Annotated in this window: 16 protein-coding genes; 9 read left to right on the forward strand and 7 right to left on the reverse strand. The window is 52.2% G+C overall.

The annotated features are described in order from the left end of the window. The first annotated feature begins 106 nt into the window (after positions 1 to 106). Together cpxR and cpxA are read left to right on the forward strand one after the other, a co-directional pair. The gene (cpxR, locus tag ACLJPQ_RS19960; RefSeq protein ID WP_001033731.1) at positions 107 to 805 is read left to right on the forward strand and encodes an envelope stress response regulator transcription factor CpxR; all 699 of its coding nucleotides are present in this window, start codon (positions 107 to 109) and stop codon (positions 803 to 805) included. Beyond that, on the forward strand, positions 802 to 2175 hold the full coding sequence (gene cpxA, locus ACLJPQ_RS19965) for an envelope stress sensor histidine kinase CpxA (RefSeq protein WP_000580402.1): 1374 nt from the start codon (positions 802 to 804) through the stop codon (positions 2173 to 2175). The genes cpxR and cpxA overlap by 4 nt, the downstream gene beginning before the upstream one ends. Before the next feature lie 47 nt (positions 2176 to 2222). On the opposite strand, the gene ACLJPQ_RS19970 is transcribed toward cpxA, so the two are convergent. The 4 genes from ACLJPQ_RS19970 to sodA form a co-directional block, all read right to left on the reverse strand. After that, entirely contained in the window at positions 2223 to 2426 is a 204-nt protein-coding gene (locus tag ACLJPQ_RS19970; RefSeq protein ID WP_000338671.1) for a hypothetical protein, read from the reverse strand. A gap of 120 nt (positions 2427 to 2546) precedes the next feature. Continuing rightward, positions 2547 to 2942: a nuclear transport factor 2 family protein gene (locus ACLJPQ_RS19975; RefSeq protein WP_000133443.1), complete on the reverse strand. Its 396-nt coding sequence runs from the start codon at positions 2940 to 2942 to the stop codon at positions 2547 to 2549. A gap of 11 nt (positions 2943 to 2953) precedes the next feature. Further along, positions 2954 to 3643, reverse strand: a complete 690-nt coding sequence (gene yiiM, locus ACLJPQ_RS19980; protein ID WP_000559229.1) for a 6-hydroxyaminopurine reductase — start codon at positions 3641 to 3643, stop codon at positions 2954 to 2956. Positions 3644 to 3712: 69 nt separating this feature from the next. Further along, on the reverse strand, positions 3713 to 4333 hold the full coding sequence (gene sodA / locus ACLJPQ_RS19985; protein WP_000122634.1) for a superoxide dismutase [Mn]: 621 nt from the start codon (positions 4331 to 4333) through the stop codon (positions 3713 to 3715). Between the two features lie 328 nt (positions 4334 to 4661). Here sodA and ACLJPQ_RS19990 point away from each other — a divergent pair, with 328 nt between their 5' ends. From ACLJPQ_RS19990 to ACLJPQ_RS20000, 3 genes are read left to right on the forward strand one after another with little or no spacing between them, the layout of a single operon-like run. Then, positions 4662 to 5645 carry a TRAP transporter substrate-binding protein gene (locus ACLJPQ_RS19990; protein ID WP_000812816.1) on the forward strand — a complete coding sequence of 328 codons (984 nt, stop codon included), beginning with the start codon at positions 4662 to 4664 and terminating at the stop codon, positions 5643 to 5645. A gap of 18 nt (positions 5646 to 5663) precedes the next feature. After that, complete coding sequence (locus ACLJPQ_RS19995) at positions 5664 to 6179, forward strand: TRAP transporter small permease (protein WP_001091413.1); 516 nt, start codon at positions 5664 to 5666, stop codon at positions 6177 to 6179. Further along, the gene (locus tag ACLJPQ_RS20000; protein ID WP_000566804.1) at positions 6172 to 7479 is read left to right on the forward strand and encodes a TRAP transporter large permease; all 1308 of its coding nucleotides are present in this window, start codon (positions 6172 to 6174) and stop codon (positions 7477 to 7479) included. The genes ACLJPQ_RS19995 and ACLJPQ_RS20000 overlap by 8 nt, the downstream gene beginning before the upstream one ends. A gap of 157 nt (positions 7480 to 7636) precedes the next feature. On the opposite strand, the gene ACLJPQ_RS20005 is transcribed toward ACLJPQ_RS20000, so the two are convergent. After that, the gene (locus tag ACLJPQ_RS20005) at positions 7637 to 8320 is read right to left on the reverse strand and encodes an oligogalacturonate-specific porin KdgM family protein (RefSeq protein ID WP_000378721.1); all 684 of its coding nucleotides are present in this window, start codon (positions 8318 to 8320) and stop codon (positions 7637 to 7639) included. A 618-nt stretch (positions 8321 to 8938) separates the two neighbouring features. Between ACLJPQ_RS20005 and rhaT the strand changes: the two genes are divergently transcribed. Next, positions 8939 to 9973 (forward strand): L-rhamnose/proton symporter RhaT, encoded by a 1035-nt coding sequence (gene rhaT, locus ACLJPQ_RS20010; RefSeq protein WP_000063541.1) that lies wholly within the window; start codon positions 8939 to 8941, stop codon positions 9971 to 9973. Here rhaT and rhaR read toward each other — a convergent pair. Together rhaR and rhaS are read right to left on the reverse strand one after the other, a co-directional pair. Continuing rightward, positions 9970 to 10818, reverse strand: a complete 849-nt coding sequence (rhaR, locus tag ACLJPQ_RS20015; protein ID WP_000013292.1) for an HTH-type transcriptional activator RhaR — start codon at positions 10816 to 10818, stop codon at positions 9970 to 9972. The two genes, rhaT and rhaR, sit on opposite strands and share 4 nt — an antisense overlap. A gap of 152 nt (positions 10819 to 10970) precedes the next feature. Further along, complete coding sequence (rhaS, locus tag ACLJPQ_RS20020) at positions 10971 to 11807, reverse strand: HTH-type transcriptional activator RhaS (protein ID WP_000217108.1); 837 nt, start codon at positions 11805 to 11807, stop codon at positions 10971 to 10973. Between the two features lie 287 nt (positions 11808 to 12094). On the opposite strand from rhaS, the gene rhaB reads away from it, so the two are divergent. From rhaB to rhaD, 3 genes are all read left to right on the forward strand, one after another. Then, complete coding sequence (gene rhaB, locus ACLJPQ_RS20025; protein WP_080185077.1) at positions 12095 to 13564, forward strand: rhamnulokinase; 1470 nt, start codon at positions 12095 to 12097, stop codon at positions 13562 to 13564. Then, positions 13561 to 14820: an L-rhamnose isomerase gene (gene rhaA, locus ACLJPQ_RS20030; protein WP_000211470.1), complete on the forward strand. Its 1260-nt coding sequence runs from the start codon at positions 13561 to 13563 to the stop codon at positions 14818 to 14820. Before rhaB ends, rhaA begins: the two co-directional genes overlap by 4 nt. A 142-nt stretch (positions 14821 to 14962) precedes the next feature. Next, positions 14963 to 15790: a rhamnulose-1-phosphate aldolase gene (gene rhaD, locus ACLJPQ_RS20035; RefSeq protein WP_001179685.1), complete on the forward strand. Its 828-nt coding sequence runs from the start codon at positions 14963 to 14965 to the stop codon at positions 15788 to 15790. Positions 15791 to 15871: the final 81 nt, after the last annotated feature.

Consider the following 15871-nt stretch of genomic DNA (forward strand, 5'->3'; position numbering starts at 1 on the left):
GTTTACGATTCGGGCTGCAAACATGCGTCAGGGGGTGTAAAACAACGTAAAGTCATGGATTAGCGACGCCTGATGACGTAATTTCTGCCTCGGAGGTACGTAAACAATGAATAAAATCCTGTTAGTTGATGATGACCGAGAGCTGACTTCCCTGTTAAAAGAGCTCCTCGAAATGGAAGGTTTTAATGTCCTGGTGGCCCACGACGGCGAGCAGGCGCTTGAGCTTTTGGATGACAGCATCGATTTACTTTTGCTTGACGTCATGATGCCGAAGAAAAACGGTATCGATACGTTGAAAGCGCTTCGCCAGACACACCAGACGCCTGTCATTATGCTGACCGCGCGCGGCAGCGAGCTGGATCGCGTTCTCGGCCTTGAGCTGGGCGCGGACGACTATTTACCCAAACCATTTAACGACCGCGAGCTGGTAGCGCGCATCAGGGCTATTTTGCGCCGTTCCCACTGGAGCGAGCAGCAGCAGAGCAGCGACAACGGCTCGCCGACGCTGGAAGTCGATGCGCTAAGCCTTAATCCGGGCCGCCAGGAAGCCAGTTTCGATGGCCAAACGCTGGAGCTGACCGGTACGGAATTCACCCTGCTCTATTTGCTGGCGCAACACCTCGGCCAGGTGGTTTCCCGTGAACATTTAAGCCAGGAAGTGCTGGGTAAGCGCCTGACGCCGTTCGATCGCGCCATTGATATGCATATTTCTAACCTGCGCCGCAAACTGCCGGAACGCAAAGACGGTCACCCGTGGTTTAAAACATTGCGTGGTCGCGGCTATCTGATGGTTTCCGCTTCATGATAGGAAGTTTAACCGCGCGCATCTTCGCCATCTTCTGGTTGACGCTGGCGCTGGTGCTAATGCTGGTACTGATGTTGCCCAAGCTCGATTCACGCCAGATGACCGAGCTGCTGGACAGCGAACAGCGCCAGGGATTGATGATAGAGCAACATGTAGAAGCTGAACTTGCGAACGATCCGCCCAACGACCTGATGTGGTGGCGTCGCCTGTTCCGCGCGATCGATAAGTGGGCGCCGCCTGGACAGCGGTTATTACTGGTGACCTCTGAAGGACGCGTGATCGGCGCTGAACGCAGCGAAATGCAGATCATTCGTAACTTCATTGGTCAGGCGGATAACGCCGATCATCCGCAGAAGAAAAAATATGGCCGCGTAGAGATGGTGGGGCCGTTCTCCGTTCGCGACGGAGAGGATAATTACCAGCTTTACCTGATTCGGCCGGCCAGCAGTTCGCAATCCGATTTTATTAATCTGCTGTTTGACCGCCCGCTTCTGTTGCTCATTGTCACGATGCTGGTCAGTTCGCCGCTCTTGCTATGGCTGGCATGGAGTCTGGCGAAACCGGCGCGTAAGTTGAAAAACGCGGCTGATGAAGTGGCGCAAGGCAACCTGCGTCAGCATCCGGAGCTGGAGGCGGGTCCGCAGGAGTTCCTCGCCGCTGGCGCCAGTTTTAACCAGATGGTGACGGCGCTGGAACGGATGATGACCTCGCAGCAGCGTTTGCTGTCAGACATCTCCCATGAGCTGCGAACGCCCCTTACGCGCCTGCAACTGGGTACCGCGCTGCTGCGTCGTCGTGGCGGCGAAAGCAAAGAGCTGGAGCGTATTGAAACCGAAGCGCAGCGTCTGGACAGCATGATCAATGACCTGCTGGTGATGTCGCGTAACCAACAGAAAAATGCGCTGGTCAGCGAAACGATGAAAGCCAATCAGCTATGGGGCGAAGTGCTGGATAACGCCGCCTTTGAAGCCGAACAGATGGGCAAGTCGTTAACGGTAAATTATCCGCCGGGGCCGTGGCCGCTCTATGGCAACCCAAACGCGCTGGAAAGCGCGCTGGAAAATATAGTTCGTAATGCGCTGCGCTATTCACATACGAAGATTGAAGTCGGCTTCTCGGTGGATAAAGACGGTATTACGATCACGGTCGATGACGACGGGCCGGGCGTCAGCCCTGAAGACCGCGAGCAGATCTTCCGTCCGTTCTATCGCACTGATGAGGCGCGCGACCGCGAGTCTGGCGGCACCGGGCTGGGGCTGGCGATTGTCGAAAGCGCCATGCAGCAGCACCGCGGCTGGGTGAAGGCTGACGATAGCCCGCTGGGCGGGTTGCGGCTCACGCTGTGGCTACCGCTGTACAAGCGAACCTAATGTTATTCATGGCTCGGTAATACTTTCTCTTACCGAGCCTTAACCATTTAAAGCGTATCGAGGATGCTGTCCAATTCATCACCATTCACGCCATACTTTTCCGTTATGAACTTAAACTGTTGATACAACTCAGCTAAAAAATCCTCATCCAGAGACCGCTCCCAAAGCTCCTCGATAGATTTGAGGTGATACTCTTCGAATAAGATGTGCTTAACTTCTTCCGTACAAGCTTCGAGAATATGTGCGTCCATAATTTACATATCTTTTGTGAATAATTAATAGGTTACCAGCGGAATAAGGCAAACGCCGTCATCCGGCAATGTACACCTGACTGCCTGACGGCGCTACGCTTATCCGGCCTACGTACCGCGCTATCGGGAGATTTCCGGCGCTAAAATCCACTCGGCGCTGTCATTCCACACGTCCATCCGGGTAATTTTGCCATCGCGCACTTCGAAACGATCGATAAAGCGATTACCGGCAAACGGGCGACCGTCGGGCCATTCCCCATACAGCGTACCGTTGGAATAAATCACAACGTAATGATCATGCTGCACCGCATCAAACTCGCCCAGCGCCTTCTTCACCCACTTGTAGCGAGCGCCGTTAAACTGCGCGATATCTGCCGCGCCAGCCATTGCCCGGCCTCCGGTGAAGGTAATTTTCACCTCCGGGTGCATATACGTTGCGGCGCGTTCAGCATCGGGAATCATCGAGGCCACCAAAAATTCTTTTACGATCGCCACCGCATTTTCAGCTTCAGTCATAATCCTTCCTTTCATTTTGGCGGAGTTTTATCCCCCCACAGTCGTCTGGCGCTATCTTCAATTTTGCCGCTCAAACGACGCTTCTGCATGGTGCGGCTCCAGCTCGCCGACAGCCCGGCGGCGCTCAACAGCCGGTGATATTGTTCGTCATCAAACGGCATAGACCAGGCGATAACACCCGCTTCATGAACCGAGACATCGCTCAGACGTGACGCAAGTTCCAGCGGCGCATCGCTGGAGACCTTACCTGGCGCAATGACCCGATACAGCCAGCCGGTTTTTCCGCTGTTCTGCATAAGGAGGGCCATGTCGCTGATGGCAAAGTGGAAATTAAGTTTAAAGCATGGAGAGCGCGGCTGAGTGACCTGGATCAACGCCTCGCCCCAGCGGTAGATGTCGCCAATAAACACGTTGTGTTCGGTCATTCCGTTCGTCGACAGATTCTCGCCAAACGCCGGGGCGCAAAACAGCGTCGCCTGCTCGGGGAACTGGCGAATCCAATCAGCATAGTGTTCGCGGGGGTAATGGCATAGCGCGCGGTCGGGGCCGCCGTGGATTTTCTTTTCGGCCTGCTGATCGCCTGCCAGACCGAGCTCGGTCAGCATGAGTTCGCCGTCGATTTGCACCTTGGCGATAGCGCTCGGGCGGCTGCCGTCATAGTCACGAATTTTGCCAATAAACACGTCAACCGGATAATGCATCTGCTGCTCCTTACGCGGATACAAAAAAAGCGAGTCATCAGACTCGCTTCTACAGACGTGCAATGCAAATTATTTTTTAGCGGCGAAACGCGCTGCTGCTTCGTCCCAGTTCACCACGTTCCAGAACTCTTTGATGTAGTCCGGGCGGCGGTTCTGGAATTTCAGATAGTAAGCGTGTTCCCACACGTCCAGACCCAGGATCGGGAAGCCGGAAGCGCCGGAAATGGCTTCACCCATCAGCGGGGAATCCTGGTTTGCGGTAGAAACCACAGCCAGTTTGTCGCCTTTCAGCACCAGCCACGCCCAGCCGGAGCCGAAACGGGTTGCTGCTGCTTTTTCGAATTCAGCTTTGAAGTTGTCAACGGAACCGAAGTCACGCTCGATAGCCGCTTTCAGATCGCCCTGCAGAGTGGTGCCTTTTTTCAGTCCTTTCCAGAACAGGCTGTGGTTAGCGTGGCCGCCCGCGTTGTTACGCAGCACGGTTTTTTTGTCCGCTGGCACCTGATCCAGTTTAGTAATCAGTTCTTCAACCGGCAGGTTAGCAAACTCAGGCAGGTTTTCCAGCGCCGCGTTAGCGTTGTTGACATAGGTTTGATGGTGTTTGGTGTGGTGAATCTCCATCGTCTGCTTATCGAAGTGCGGTTCCAGTGCATCATAAGCGTACGGCAGGGATGGCAGTGTATAACTCATAATCATCTCCATTATTGTCGAGCGGCACAGTGTTAACGCCGCGTAAGCAGTTGGTTCATTATAGTTAATTAAATGATATTGAAAATGATTATCAATGCCGTACTTTTTACAGGGTTATAAACGTTACGGCATCCGCTGAAAAAAACCGATTTTTACGCCTCCAACCGAAACCGCCTGTTGATGAATTCCTGGAAATCATGAAATGTGAAACAGGGTTTCAAAATCTTTCTTTTGGTGCCAAATTTTGTCAGCGGTGGCAAAATCAAGAAGGTTATAATTTCACCATGCAATTACATTCCCGGTAAATTATTACAATTGCGAGGGAATTATGAAGCAACCTGGTTTTATACGTCTGGCTACGCTGGCCTTACTCTCCACACTCTCTTTCTTCTCCCACGGCGAAACCATTTTGCGCCTGGCCTACGCTGAAAATAGCCAGCCGGTAAAAGATGCGTTGCACTTCCTGGGGCAGCAAGTGGAAGAGAAAACGGGCGGCGATATCAAAGTACAGTACTTCCCGGACGGACAGCTTGGCGGAGAGCGCGAACTGGTGGAGTTGACGCAGGTCGGCGTCGTCGACATCACTAAAGTGTCGTCCGGGCTGATGGAGAGTTTTTCGCCTGAGTACGGCGTGTTCTCACTTCCCTACCTGTTTGCCACCGTCGATGAATACTACCGCGTAATGGATAACCCACAGGTGATGGAGCCTGTTTATCAGTCCACCGCCGCGCAGGGGTTTGTCGGCGTAGGCTGGTATGATTCCGGCGCGCGTAATTTTTATATGAGCAAAGCGCCGGTTAAACGCATTGAGGATTTACGCGGGAAGAAGATCCGCGTCATGCAGAGTGAGACGGCGATCCAAACTCTCAAACTGCTGGGCGCTTCGCCCATCGCCATGAGCCAGGCGGAGGTCTATACCTCGTTACAACAAGGCATTCTCGACGGCGCGGAAAACAATGAGTTCGCTCTCACCATCGCCCGCCACGGCGAAGTCGCCCGTTATTACACCTACGATATGCACACCCGCATTCCCGATATCCTGCTAATGAGTACCCTCACGCTGGAAAAGCTGACGCCGGAACAGCAGCGCATCGTCGAAGCCGCCATCAAGGCGTCGATCGAATTTGAGAAAGCCGCATGGGACAAGGAAATAGAGAAAACCAGGCTGGCGGCGGTAAAAGATTTCAACGTTGAATTCTACGAGATCGACAAAAAACCCTTCCAGAAGGCAGTACAGCCTATTTACGACGGTCTGAAAAACAAACCACGGCTTTACGGGCTGTATCAACGTATCCAGACAGCAAAAAATTAATCTAATCAGGAAATTAAGATGAACACATTCAGAAAAGGACTTGATTTATTGCTGGGCGCTATCTGTTGCCTGGTGCTGGCGATAATGGTTGGCATCGCCTGCTGGCAGGTGGTGAGCCGCTACATTCTGGGCGTTCCCAGCACCCTTACCGAAGAGATGCTGCGATTTCTCCTGGTGTGGGTATCAATGCTGGGCATGGCTTTTGTCGCCGGTCAGAAACAGCATATCAGCCTGACTCTCTTACTGGATAAGGTGTCGCCGACGATTCGCGGCTGGTGGGATATTATTCTGCAGGTCATTTTTATCGCGTTTTCCATTTGGGTATTGATTATCGGCGGCTTAAAGATTTCTGCGATTTCTATGCTGCAAATCTCCCCTGCGCTGGGCATTCCGATGGGAAAAATTTATTACGCGCTCCCCTGCGCGGGCGTACTGATCATCCTCTATGGGCTGCTGAATATCGTTGACGCCCTGAAAGCTATCCATTCCGCCACGGATACCACTGAGCACACTCTGGAGAAATCACATGATTGACCCTATTTTTGCGTCCTGTACGCTAATTGCCGTCTTTGTTGTTTTACTGGCCATGGGCGCGCCTATCGGGATCTGCATCGTTATCGCCTCTTTCAGCACCATGATGCTGGTACTGCCTTTCGATATTTCGATGTTCGCCACCGCGCAAAAAATGTTCTCCAGCCTGGACAGTTTTGCCTTGCTGGCCGTGCCGTTCTTCGTTTTGTCCGGGGTGATCATGAATAGCGGGGGAATTGCCGCCCGGCTGGTCAATTTTGCCAAACTGTTTACTGGCAAACTGCCCGGCTCGCTCTCTTACACCAACATCGTCGGCAATATGATGTTTGGTGCAATTTCCGGATCGGCAATTGCCGCCTCAACCTCCATCGGCGGCGTGATGGTGCCGATGAGCGCGCGCGAAGGTTACGATCGCGGCTTTGCGGCCGCGGTGAATATCGCCTCCGCGCCGACGGGAATGTTAATTCCGCCCACCACGGCTTTTATCCTTTATGCGCTGGCAAGCGGGGGAACATCGATTGCCGCTCTGTTCGCCGGCGGTCTGGTCGCGGGAGTGCTGTGGGGCGTTGGCTGTATGCTGGTCACGCTGGTGGTCGCTAAGCGTCGAAATTATCGGGTTTTCTTCACCGTCCAAAAAGGCATGGCGCTAAAAGTTGCCGTTGAGGCCATTCCCAGCCTGCTGCTGATCGTGATTATCGTCGGCGGCATTGTGCAGGGGGTTTTCACCGCCATTGAAGCCTCCGCGATTGCCGTGGTGTATACGTTATTGCTGACGATGGTGTTTTACCGCACGCTGAAAATTAAGGATTTGCCTTCGATTTTGCTCCAGACAGTGGTAATGACCGGGGTCATCATGTTCCTGCTGGCAACCTCTTCGGCGATGTCCTTCTCGATGTCGATCACCAATATTCCTGCGGCGCTGAGCGATATGATCCTCGGTATTTCCGCCAATAAACTGGTTATCCTGTTAGTCATTACCGTCTTTTTGTTGATTATCGGCGCATTTATGGATATCGGTCCGGCCATTCTGATTTTTACCCCGATTCTGCTGCCGATCATGGCTAAACTGGGCGTCGATCCGGTGCATTTCGGCATTATCATGATCTATAACCTGGCGATTGGCACCATTACGCCGCCAGTTGGCAGTGGTTTATATGTCGGGGCGAGCGTCGGTAAGGTCAAAGTTGAGGAAGTGATTAAACCGTTGCTGCCTTTTTACGGCGCGATTATCGGCGTTCTGTTATTAATTACCTACATTCCGGAAATCACACTGTTCTTACCCCGTCTACTGGGCATCATGTAAGCGCATAGTTTCCTGCATATCTCGTTGCCGGATGGCGATTCGCGTCTTATCCGGCCAACGCATGATAATAATTATCCGCAGGTCATCACCAGGTAAAAAAAACCGGCTACCTATAAAGTAGCCGGAAAAGGGAATAAATAATAAACAGGGATAATGATTAGAATGTGTAGCCTATACCCACGCGGAAACGGGTTTGTCTTTCATCGCTGTTGCTATTGACGGAAACATTACCTACCTCAACGAATGGCGACCATTGATCAATAATATAGGCAGTTCTGAAGTTATATTCATAGTTATCTTTGCCGCCATCGTAAAGATCATATTTATCAGCTTTCTTATAAATTCCTTCGATTGTCCAGTCAAAGTTGTTCCATTTATAACCCGCCCAGACATCCATACGATTGATAGTATCATCATCACGGATATCAGAAGAACGGCGTACATATTCAAAACGATAGCGCGCGCCAACCCACCAGCTTTCATTTAATGTCCACGTCGCGCGGAAGTAAGGCTTATAGGTAGAGTAACCGTTGCCTGTTTCCAGCACGAAACCCGGTTGCCAGGCGACATCACCGGTTTTAAATTGGTAGCTTATCGTATATTCGTTACCCTGTGTTTCCAGGTCATTAAACGCTTTATTGGTGTCATCCCCGCCTGATTTTGAGATAGCTTCTATCGCAAAACCAACACCATTCGCAAACCGATGAGAAATATACGCACGGTCATAGTTAGCTTTACTGTCATCAAGATATTCATGACGAACATCGACATATACTGCATGCGCATTTGTTACAACAAGAGGTAATAGTAAGAAAAGAGATTTTCTCATAACAGAATCCATTTAATTTAAAATTAAAACGTTGTTTCATGTCAGACCATTACAACCATAATACGCAATGTGAATGGCGACAATATAGACAAAGATCTTTAATTTAAAATTGGGATAATGTTCAAAAAGCAAAATAAAATAAATGAAATTCATATTCGTCATATAAAATAAAAATCAAAACACCATCAACAACGCCAATATAGGGATTTCCTTATATTTATATTTCATTGATTCCTAACGTTAATTTCAATATATTTAAATTGTAAATACAAATAAAACAATTAAATAATTACTGTATAACTACCCTTTTATCAAACGGTAAGTCAGACTATTCCCATTATGTGATCTCACGCAGCGTTTTCTTTGCATTGTTGCCAGCTAAGTCGTTTCGTGTCGTTATGATGAAGGTATTTTAGAAAACAAATATTACCCACTGATTTAAATAACATCCAGACGGTCACGATGCGCTCCGACTTTTTTAAAACGTGAAGTTAATCACTTCATTAACGTGCTGATTGCCAGAATACACCCAACGGCGGCAATCGTTATAAGGTTACCGGGCTGCGTAATTTTTAAACTCATGCAAACGGAAGGGGTATCCCGTCCATAAAAAATAATGAGGAACATGTCATGAGTAACGCGATTACGATGGGTATTTTCTGGCATTTGATAGGGGCGGCCAGTGCAGCCTGCTTCTATGCCCCGTTCAAGCAAGTGAAACAGTGGTCATGGGAAACCATGTGGTCAGTGGGCGGCATCGTCTCATGGCTTATTCTGCCGTGGACAATTAGCGCTCTGTTACTGCCTGATTTCTGGGCCTATTATGGGCAGTTTAACCTCTCCACCCTTTTACCGGTTTTTCTGTTCGGCGCCATGTGGGGCATCGGCAATATTAATTACGGTCTGACCATGCGTTATCTCGGGATGTCGATGGGTATCGGCATCGCTATCGGCATTACGCTTATCGTCGGCACGCTGATGACGCCTATCATCAACGGTAACTTCGATGTGTTAATCCATACCGAAGGGGGACGCATGACGCTACTTGGCGTTTTTGTCGCGCTGATCGGCGTCGGGATTGTGACGCGCGCCGGACAGTTAAAAGAACGCAAAATGGGCATTAAAGCGGAGGAGTTCAATCTGAAGAAAGGGCTTCTGCTGGCAGTGATGTGCGGTATTTTCTCGGCGGGGATGTCTTTTGCCATGAACGCCGCGAAACCGATGCATGAAGCTGCTGCCGCGCTTGGCGTTGACCCGCTCTATGTCGCGCTGCCGAGTTACGTGGTGATTATGGGCGGCGGCGCGCTGGTGAACCTCGGTTTCTGTTTTATCCGCCTGGCAAAAGTGCAAAATCTGTCAATAAAAGCCGACTTCTCGCTGGCAAGACCGTTGATTATCAGCAATATTCTGCTGTCCGCGCTTGGCGGTCTGATGTGGTATTTACAGTTCTTTTTCTATGCCTGGGGTCACGCGCGCATTCCCGCGCAATATGACTACATGAGCTGGATGCTGCACATGAGCTTCTATGTGCTGTGCGGGGGGCTTGTCGGTCTGGTGCTAAAAGAGTGGAAAAATGCTGGCCGCCGTCCCGTTGCCGTATTAAGCCTCGGCTGCGTGGTAATTATTATCGCGGCGAATATTGTCGGTTTAGGCATGGCCAGTTAATCGCTTTGATTACTGAGATGACGCCATTGGCTCGGCGTCATCCCGGTTTCCCGCGTGAACACCACTGAAAAATAATTACTATCTTCAAAACCGCACTGCATCGAAATCTCGCTAATCATCAGCGGGCTATGCTGAAGCAGATACTGCGCGTGGCAAATACGGACCTGGCGTAAATATTGATTAATCGTCATCCCGGTTTGGGCGCGAAACTGCTGCCGCAGCACCCGTTCGCTGCATTGTTCCTGCTGGCAAAACGCATCCAGCGCAAAGGGACGCTCAAGGCTATTAGCCAAAGCGGTAATTAATTTATCCAACAGGGTTTCTCGGGAGGTTGCCGGAAGATCGTCGGTCGCGTAGCGATGCCGTTTTAACGTCATCACCAGTTGACCAAACAGCAATTCCGCCATCTCATTCGCCAGCGGATCGCGTCCATTACTCTCATGTTCAAGCTGGTTAATGACCTGCCGCGCCTGATTCATTCCCATACTGCCCAGCCGCCAGTGAGGATGCCACTGCGCTCCCTGAAAGCCGGGAATCATCGCCTGCCAGTTTACATTGAGTTTCAAACGCTCCGGGCAGTAAATAATATTTTGCAGCACCAGATCGTTAACGGAAGTATAGGAGTGTTTGTCTTCAGCACGAATGTAAAACAGATCGCCGCGGGTAATTCTGTATGGGCGCTCATTAAGAACGTGTAGGCCATTGCCCCGCCAGACCATCACCAGTTCACAAAACTCATGCGTATGTTCCGCAAAAACATCCTGTGGATAGCGATCGGCAACCGTAACGGCCTGCTGCTCATCAGTAAAAAAATCTTTTTTCAAAAGGATTAACTGATTTGCCACCGCAGCACCTCATGTTGAATGCTTGCCGGATGGCGCTACGCTTATTCTGTCTACCGCTCGCCGCCGTAGGCCAGGTAAGGCGCAGCCGCCATCCGGTATTAAAGGGTATAATTATCAGCATATTGGCGACGAAAACGTTGATAGCGTTCGCGTTACTGGATTATCGCATCGCGTCCCTGACGGATATCCCGCGGCGACCAGTTAAATTCTCGGCGAAACAGAGTCGAAAAGTGGTTACTGTCGCCAAAACCGCAGCGGTACGCGATTTCTGTCACGCTATGATCGCTATGGCGCAATAAATGCCGGGCTTTGATCAAACGCAGGCGATTAAGGTAACGTTGCGGCGTCAGCCCGGTATGCTGTTTAAGCTGACGATGCAGCGTGCGTAGCGACAGCGAAAACTGTTCAGCTACCGCCTCCCAGCAGACCTCCTCCGCAAAATGGTCTTCCAGCCATGCCATCAGTTGGTTGAGTTTGGCGTCGTTATTGGTCGCGCCTTCCATCAGGCTACTGCGGCGTAACAACACCAGTAGTTGCATAAACAAAATTTCGCGATTCGCCACGGCAGGCGCATCCATGCCGTCTCCGGCGCGCTCCATCAGACCGACCAACTGGCGCACCTGCTGCAACGCGCTCTGATTCACCCGCCAGTGAGAAGGATAGTAACCATCCTGCTCCTGCGGCAGCAATTGATCCAACCCCGCCAGGAACTGGAAGGCGTCCGGTGAACGCCACAGTACATTCGTCAGGCATAGGTTGTCGGTATGTTCATATAAATGCCGGTCGTGATCGCGAACAAAACACACGGTACCGCCGCTGATGGTATACGGCTGCCCGTTGAATACATGAATGCCCGTACCGTGTTCCACAATCACGATTTCATGAAAATCATGATGATGTTCAGGGAAAGCGGCTTGCGGCAGACGAGGTTCAATCGCCACGGGCGCTTTACCTGATGGAAAAAAATCCACGCTATGCAGTACGGTCATGGTTGCTTCCTCCTGAATTCAACATGTCCGAATAGTAATTAAGGGTTATCGGCCTCACCTTAAATTTTTGACGCTAAAGCGCGCAAACATGGTCTTTTTTTCAAGAAAAGGCGGGAAAAAGCGGGAAATGCGGACGACATCACACCGGCCTATTAGTAGAAACTGTGAACGCTATCACGTTCATCTTTGCCTTGTTGCCAGCGGCTCATTTTCCTGTCAGTAACGAGAAGGTAGGTCTTTGAGGGCTTTTTTAGACTGTGCGCAATGACTCTAAGAAGGACCTGATTATGACTTTTCGCCATTGTGTCGCGGTTGATCTCGGCGCATCCAGCGGGCGCGTGATGCTGGCGCGTTACGACAGCAAACACCGTACCCTGACGCTACGTGAAATTCACCGTTTTGTGAACTGCCTACAAAAAACAGACGGGTTTGACACCTGGGACATCGACAGTCTGGAAAAGGATATCCGTCTTGGTCTGAAGAAAGTCTGCAATGAAGGCATTCTTATCGACAGCATCGGCATCGACACCTGGGGCGTCGATTATGTCCTGCTGGATAAACAAGGCCAGCGTGTCGGCCTGCCGGTCTCCTACCGCGATAACCGTACCACGGGCATCATGCCGCAAGCGCTGGTCCAGATCGGCAAAAGCGAAATCTATCGCCGCAGCGGGATTCAGTTTCTGCCGTTTAACACCATCTATCAGCTACGCGCGCTGACGAAACAACAGCCTGAGTTAACGGCGCAGGTCGCTCATGCGCTGCTGATGCCCGATTATTTCAGCTACCGCCTGACCGGTGAAATGAACTGGGAATACACCAACGCCACGACCACCCAGTTGGTCAATATCAATACCGATGACTGGGACGATACTCTGCTGGCGTGGACCGGCGCGAAAAAGAGCTGGTTCGGTCGCCCCTCGCACCCTGGCAATGTTATCGGCGACTGGATTTGCCCGCAGGGCAACCGTATTCCGGTGGTAGCCGTCGCCAGCCACGATACCGCCAGCGCCGTTATTGCCTCTCCGCTGGCAAATAAACATAGCGCTTACCTGTCTTCAGGCACCTGGTCGTTGATGGGTTTTGAAAGCAAAATGCCCTACACCACTGACGAGGCGCTGGCTGCCAATATCACCAACGAAGGCGGCGCGGAAGGGCGATATCGGGTACTGAAAAACATTATGGGTTTGTGGCTGCTCCAGCGTGTGCTGAAAGAACGGAGCATTACCGATCTGCCTGCGCTTATCGCCCAAACAGAAGCGCTGCCGGCCTGCCGTTTCCTGATTAACCCGAATGACGATCGCTTTATCAATCCTGACGATATGCGCGCTGAAATCCAGGCCGCCTGTCGCGAGACCGACCAGCCCGTTCCCGTCAGCGATGCCGAACTGGCGCGCTGCATTTTCGACAGTCTGGCGCTGTTGTATGCCGACATTCTGCACGAACTGGCAAATCTGCGCGGCGAAAAATTTACCCAACTGCATATTGTCGGCGGCGGATGCCAAAACGCGCTACTCAACCAGTTGTGCGCCGATGCATGTGGTATTCGCGTGATGGCCGGGCCGGTTGAAGCCTCCACCCTTGGCAATATTGGTATTCAGCTTATGACCCTCGACGAATTAAACAACGTCGATAACTTCCGTCAGGTCGTCAGCGCTAACTACGACCTGACAACCTATATCCCTAATCCTGATAGTGAAATTGCCCGCCACGTTGCGCAGTTTCAACCCAAACGACAGACAAAGGAGCTTTGCGCATGACCACTCAACTGGAACAAGCCTGGGAACTGGCAAAACAACGTTTCGCCGCAGTAGGTATTGATGTCGAGGAGGCGCTGCGCCAGCTCGATCGCCTGCCGGTTTCCATGCACTGCTGGCAGGGCGACGATGTTGCCGGATTCGAGAACCCGGAAGGTTCGTTGACGGGCGGAATTCAGTCGACCGGCAACTATCCGGGCAAAGCGCGTAACGCCACCGAACTGCGCGCCGATCTGGAACAGGCGCTGCGTCTGATCCCAGGCCCAAAACGGCTGAACCTGCACGCCATTTACCTTGAGTCGGATACGCCGGTTGCTCGCGACCAGATCAAACCGGAGCATTTTAAAAACTGGGTGGAGTGGGCGAAAGCGAACCGGCTGGGGCTGGATTTCAACCCCACCTGTTTTTCTCATCCACTGAGCGCTGACGGTTTTACCCTCTCTCATCCAGACGCGAAAATTCGCCAATTCTGGATCGATCACTGCAAAGCCAGCCGCCGCGTCTCGGCATACTTTGGTGAGCAGCTCGGTACGCCGTCGGTGATGAACATCTGGATCCCGGACGGCATGAAAGACATTACCGTCGACCGTTTAGCCCCGCGCCAGCGCCTGCTGGAAGCGCTGGATGAGGTCATTAGCGAGAAATTCGACCCGGCGCACCACATCGACGCCGTTGAGAGCAAACTGTTTGGCATCGGCGCGGAAAGCTACACCGTCGGCTCCAATGAGTTCTACATGGGCTACGCCACCAGCCGTCAGACCGCGCTGTGCCTGGATGCGGGCCACTTCCATCCCACTGAAGTGATTTCCGACAAAATTTCCGCCGCCATGCTCTACGTGCCACGGCTGCTGCTGCACGTCAGCCGCCCGGTACGCTGGGATAGCGACCACGTGGTGCTCCTGGACGATGAAACCCAGGCAATTGCCAGCGAGATCGTCCGTCATAACCTGTTCGACCGTGTGCATATCGGTCTGGATTTCTTCGACGCCTCTATCAACCGTGTCGCCGCGTGGGTTATCGGTACCCGCAACATGAAAAAAGCGCTGCTGCGCGCTCTGCTGGAACCCACAGATCAACTGCGTCAGCTTGAAGCCAGCGGCGATTACACCGCGCGTCTGGCGCTGCTGGAAGAGCAAAAATCTCTGCCGTGGCAGGCCGTCTGGGAAATGTATTGCCAGCGTCACGACACGCCGGCTGGCAGCCAGTGGCTGGACAGCGTTCGCGTCTATGAAAAAGAGATCCTGAGTAAACGTAGCTGACAGCGACACCTGATCTGTAGGCCGGATAAGACGCCCGCGTCGCCATCCGGCAATAAATGAAACACGATTGCCGGATGGCGCTGCGCTTATCCGGCCTACGTAAGACCCGAATAACCTTCGGGCAATAAATGGGAACACGAACATGCAAAATATTACCGATTCCTGGTTTGTCCAGGGCATGATTAAAGCCACGTCTGATGCGTGGCTGAAAGGGTGGGACGAACGTAATGGCGGTAACCTGACGCTGCGTCTGGATGAAGCCGATATCGCACCGTTTGCAGCTAATTTCCACGAAAAACCGCGCTACATCGCGCTAAGTCAACCCATGCCGCTGCTGGCGAACACGCCGTTTATTGTTACCGGTTCCGGCAAATTCTTTCGCAACGTGCAGCTCGATCCGGCAGCCAATTTAGGCGTGGTCAAAATCGACAGCGACGGCGCAGGCTACCACATTCTGTGGGGCTTAACCCACGACGCGGTACCCACCTCTGAACTCCCGGCGCATTTCCTCTCCCACTGCGAACGCATCAAAGCCACCCACGGCAAAGACCGCGTCATTATGCATTGCCATGCGACTAACCTGATCGCCCTCACCTACGTACTGGAAAACAACACTGCGCTGATCACCCGCAAACTGTGGGAAGGCAGCACCGAATGTCTGGTGGTATTCCCGGACGGTGTCGGCATTCTGCCGTGGATGGTGCCAGGCACCGATGAAATCGGCCAGGCCACCGCGCAAGAAATGCAGAAACATTCGCTGGTGCTGTGGCCGTTCCACGGCGTGTTCGGAAGCGGACCTACGCTGGATGAAACCTTCGGTTTGATAGATACCGCAGAGAAATCCGCTGAGGTATTAGTCAAAATCTATTCGATGGGCGGTATGAAGCAGACCATCACGCGCGAAGAACTGGTCGCACTCGGCAAACGTTTTGGCGTGACACCTCTGGCCAGCGCCGTAGCGCTGTACTGATACCTCCCAACTCAACGCCGGATGCGGCTTTGCCTTATCCGGCCTACAGGTCGGTGCGCATTTTACCGTAGGCCCGATAAG

It is taken from the genome of Salmonella sp. SAL04213, assembly GCF_046550535.1.
In the GTDB taxonomy this organism is placed as follows: domain Bacteria; phylum Pseudomonadota; class Gammaproteobacteria; order Enterobacterales; family Enterobacteriaceae; genus Salmonella; species Salmonella enterica.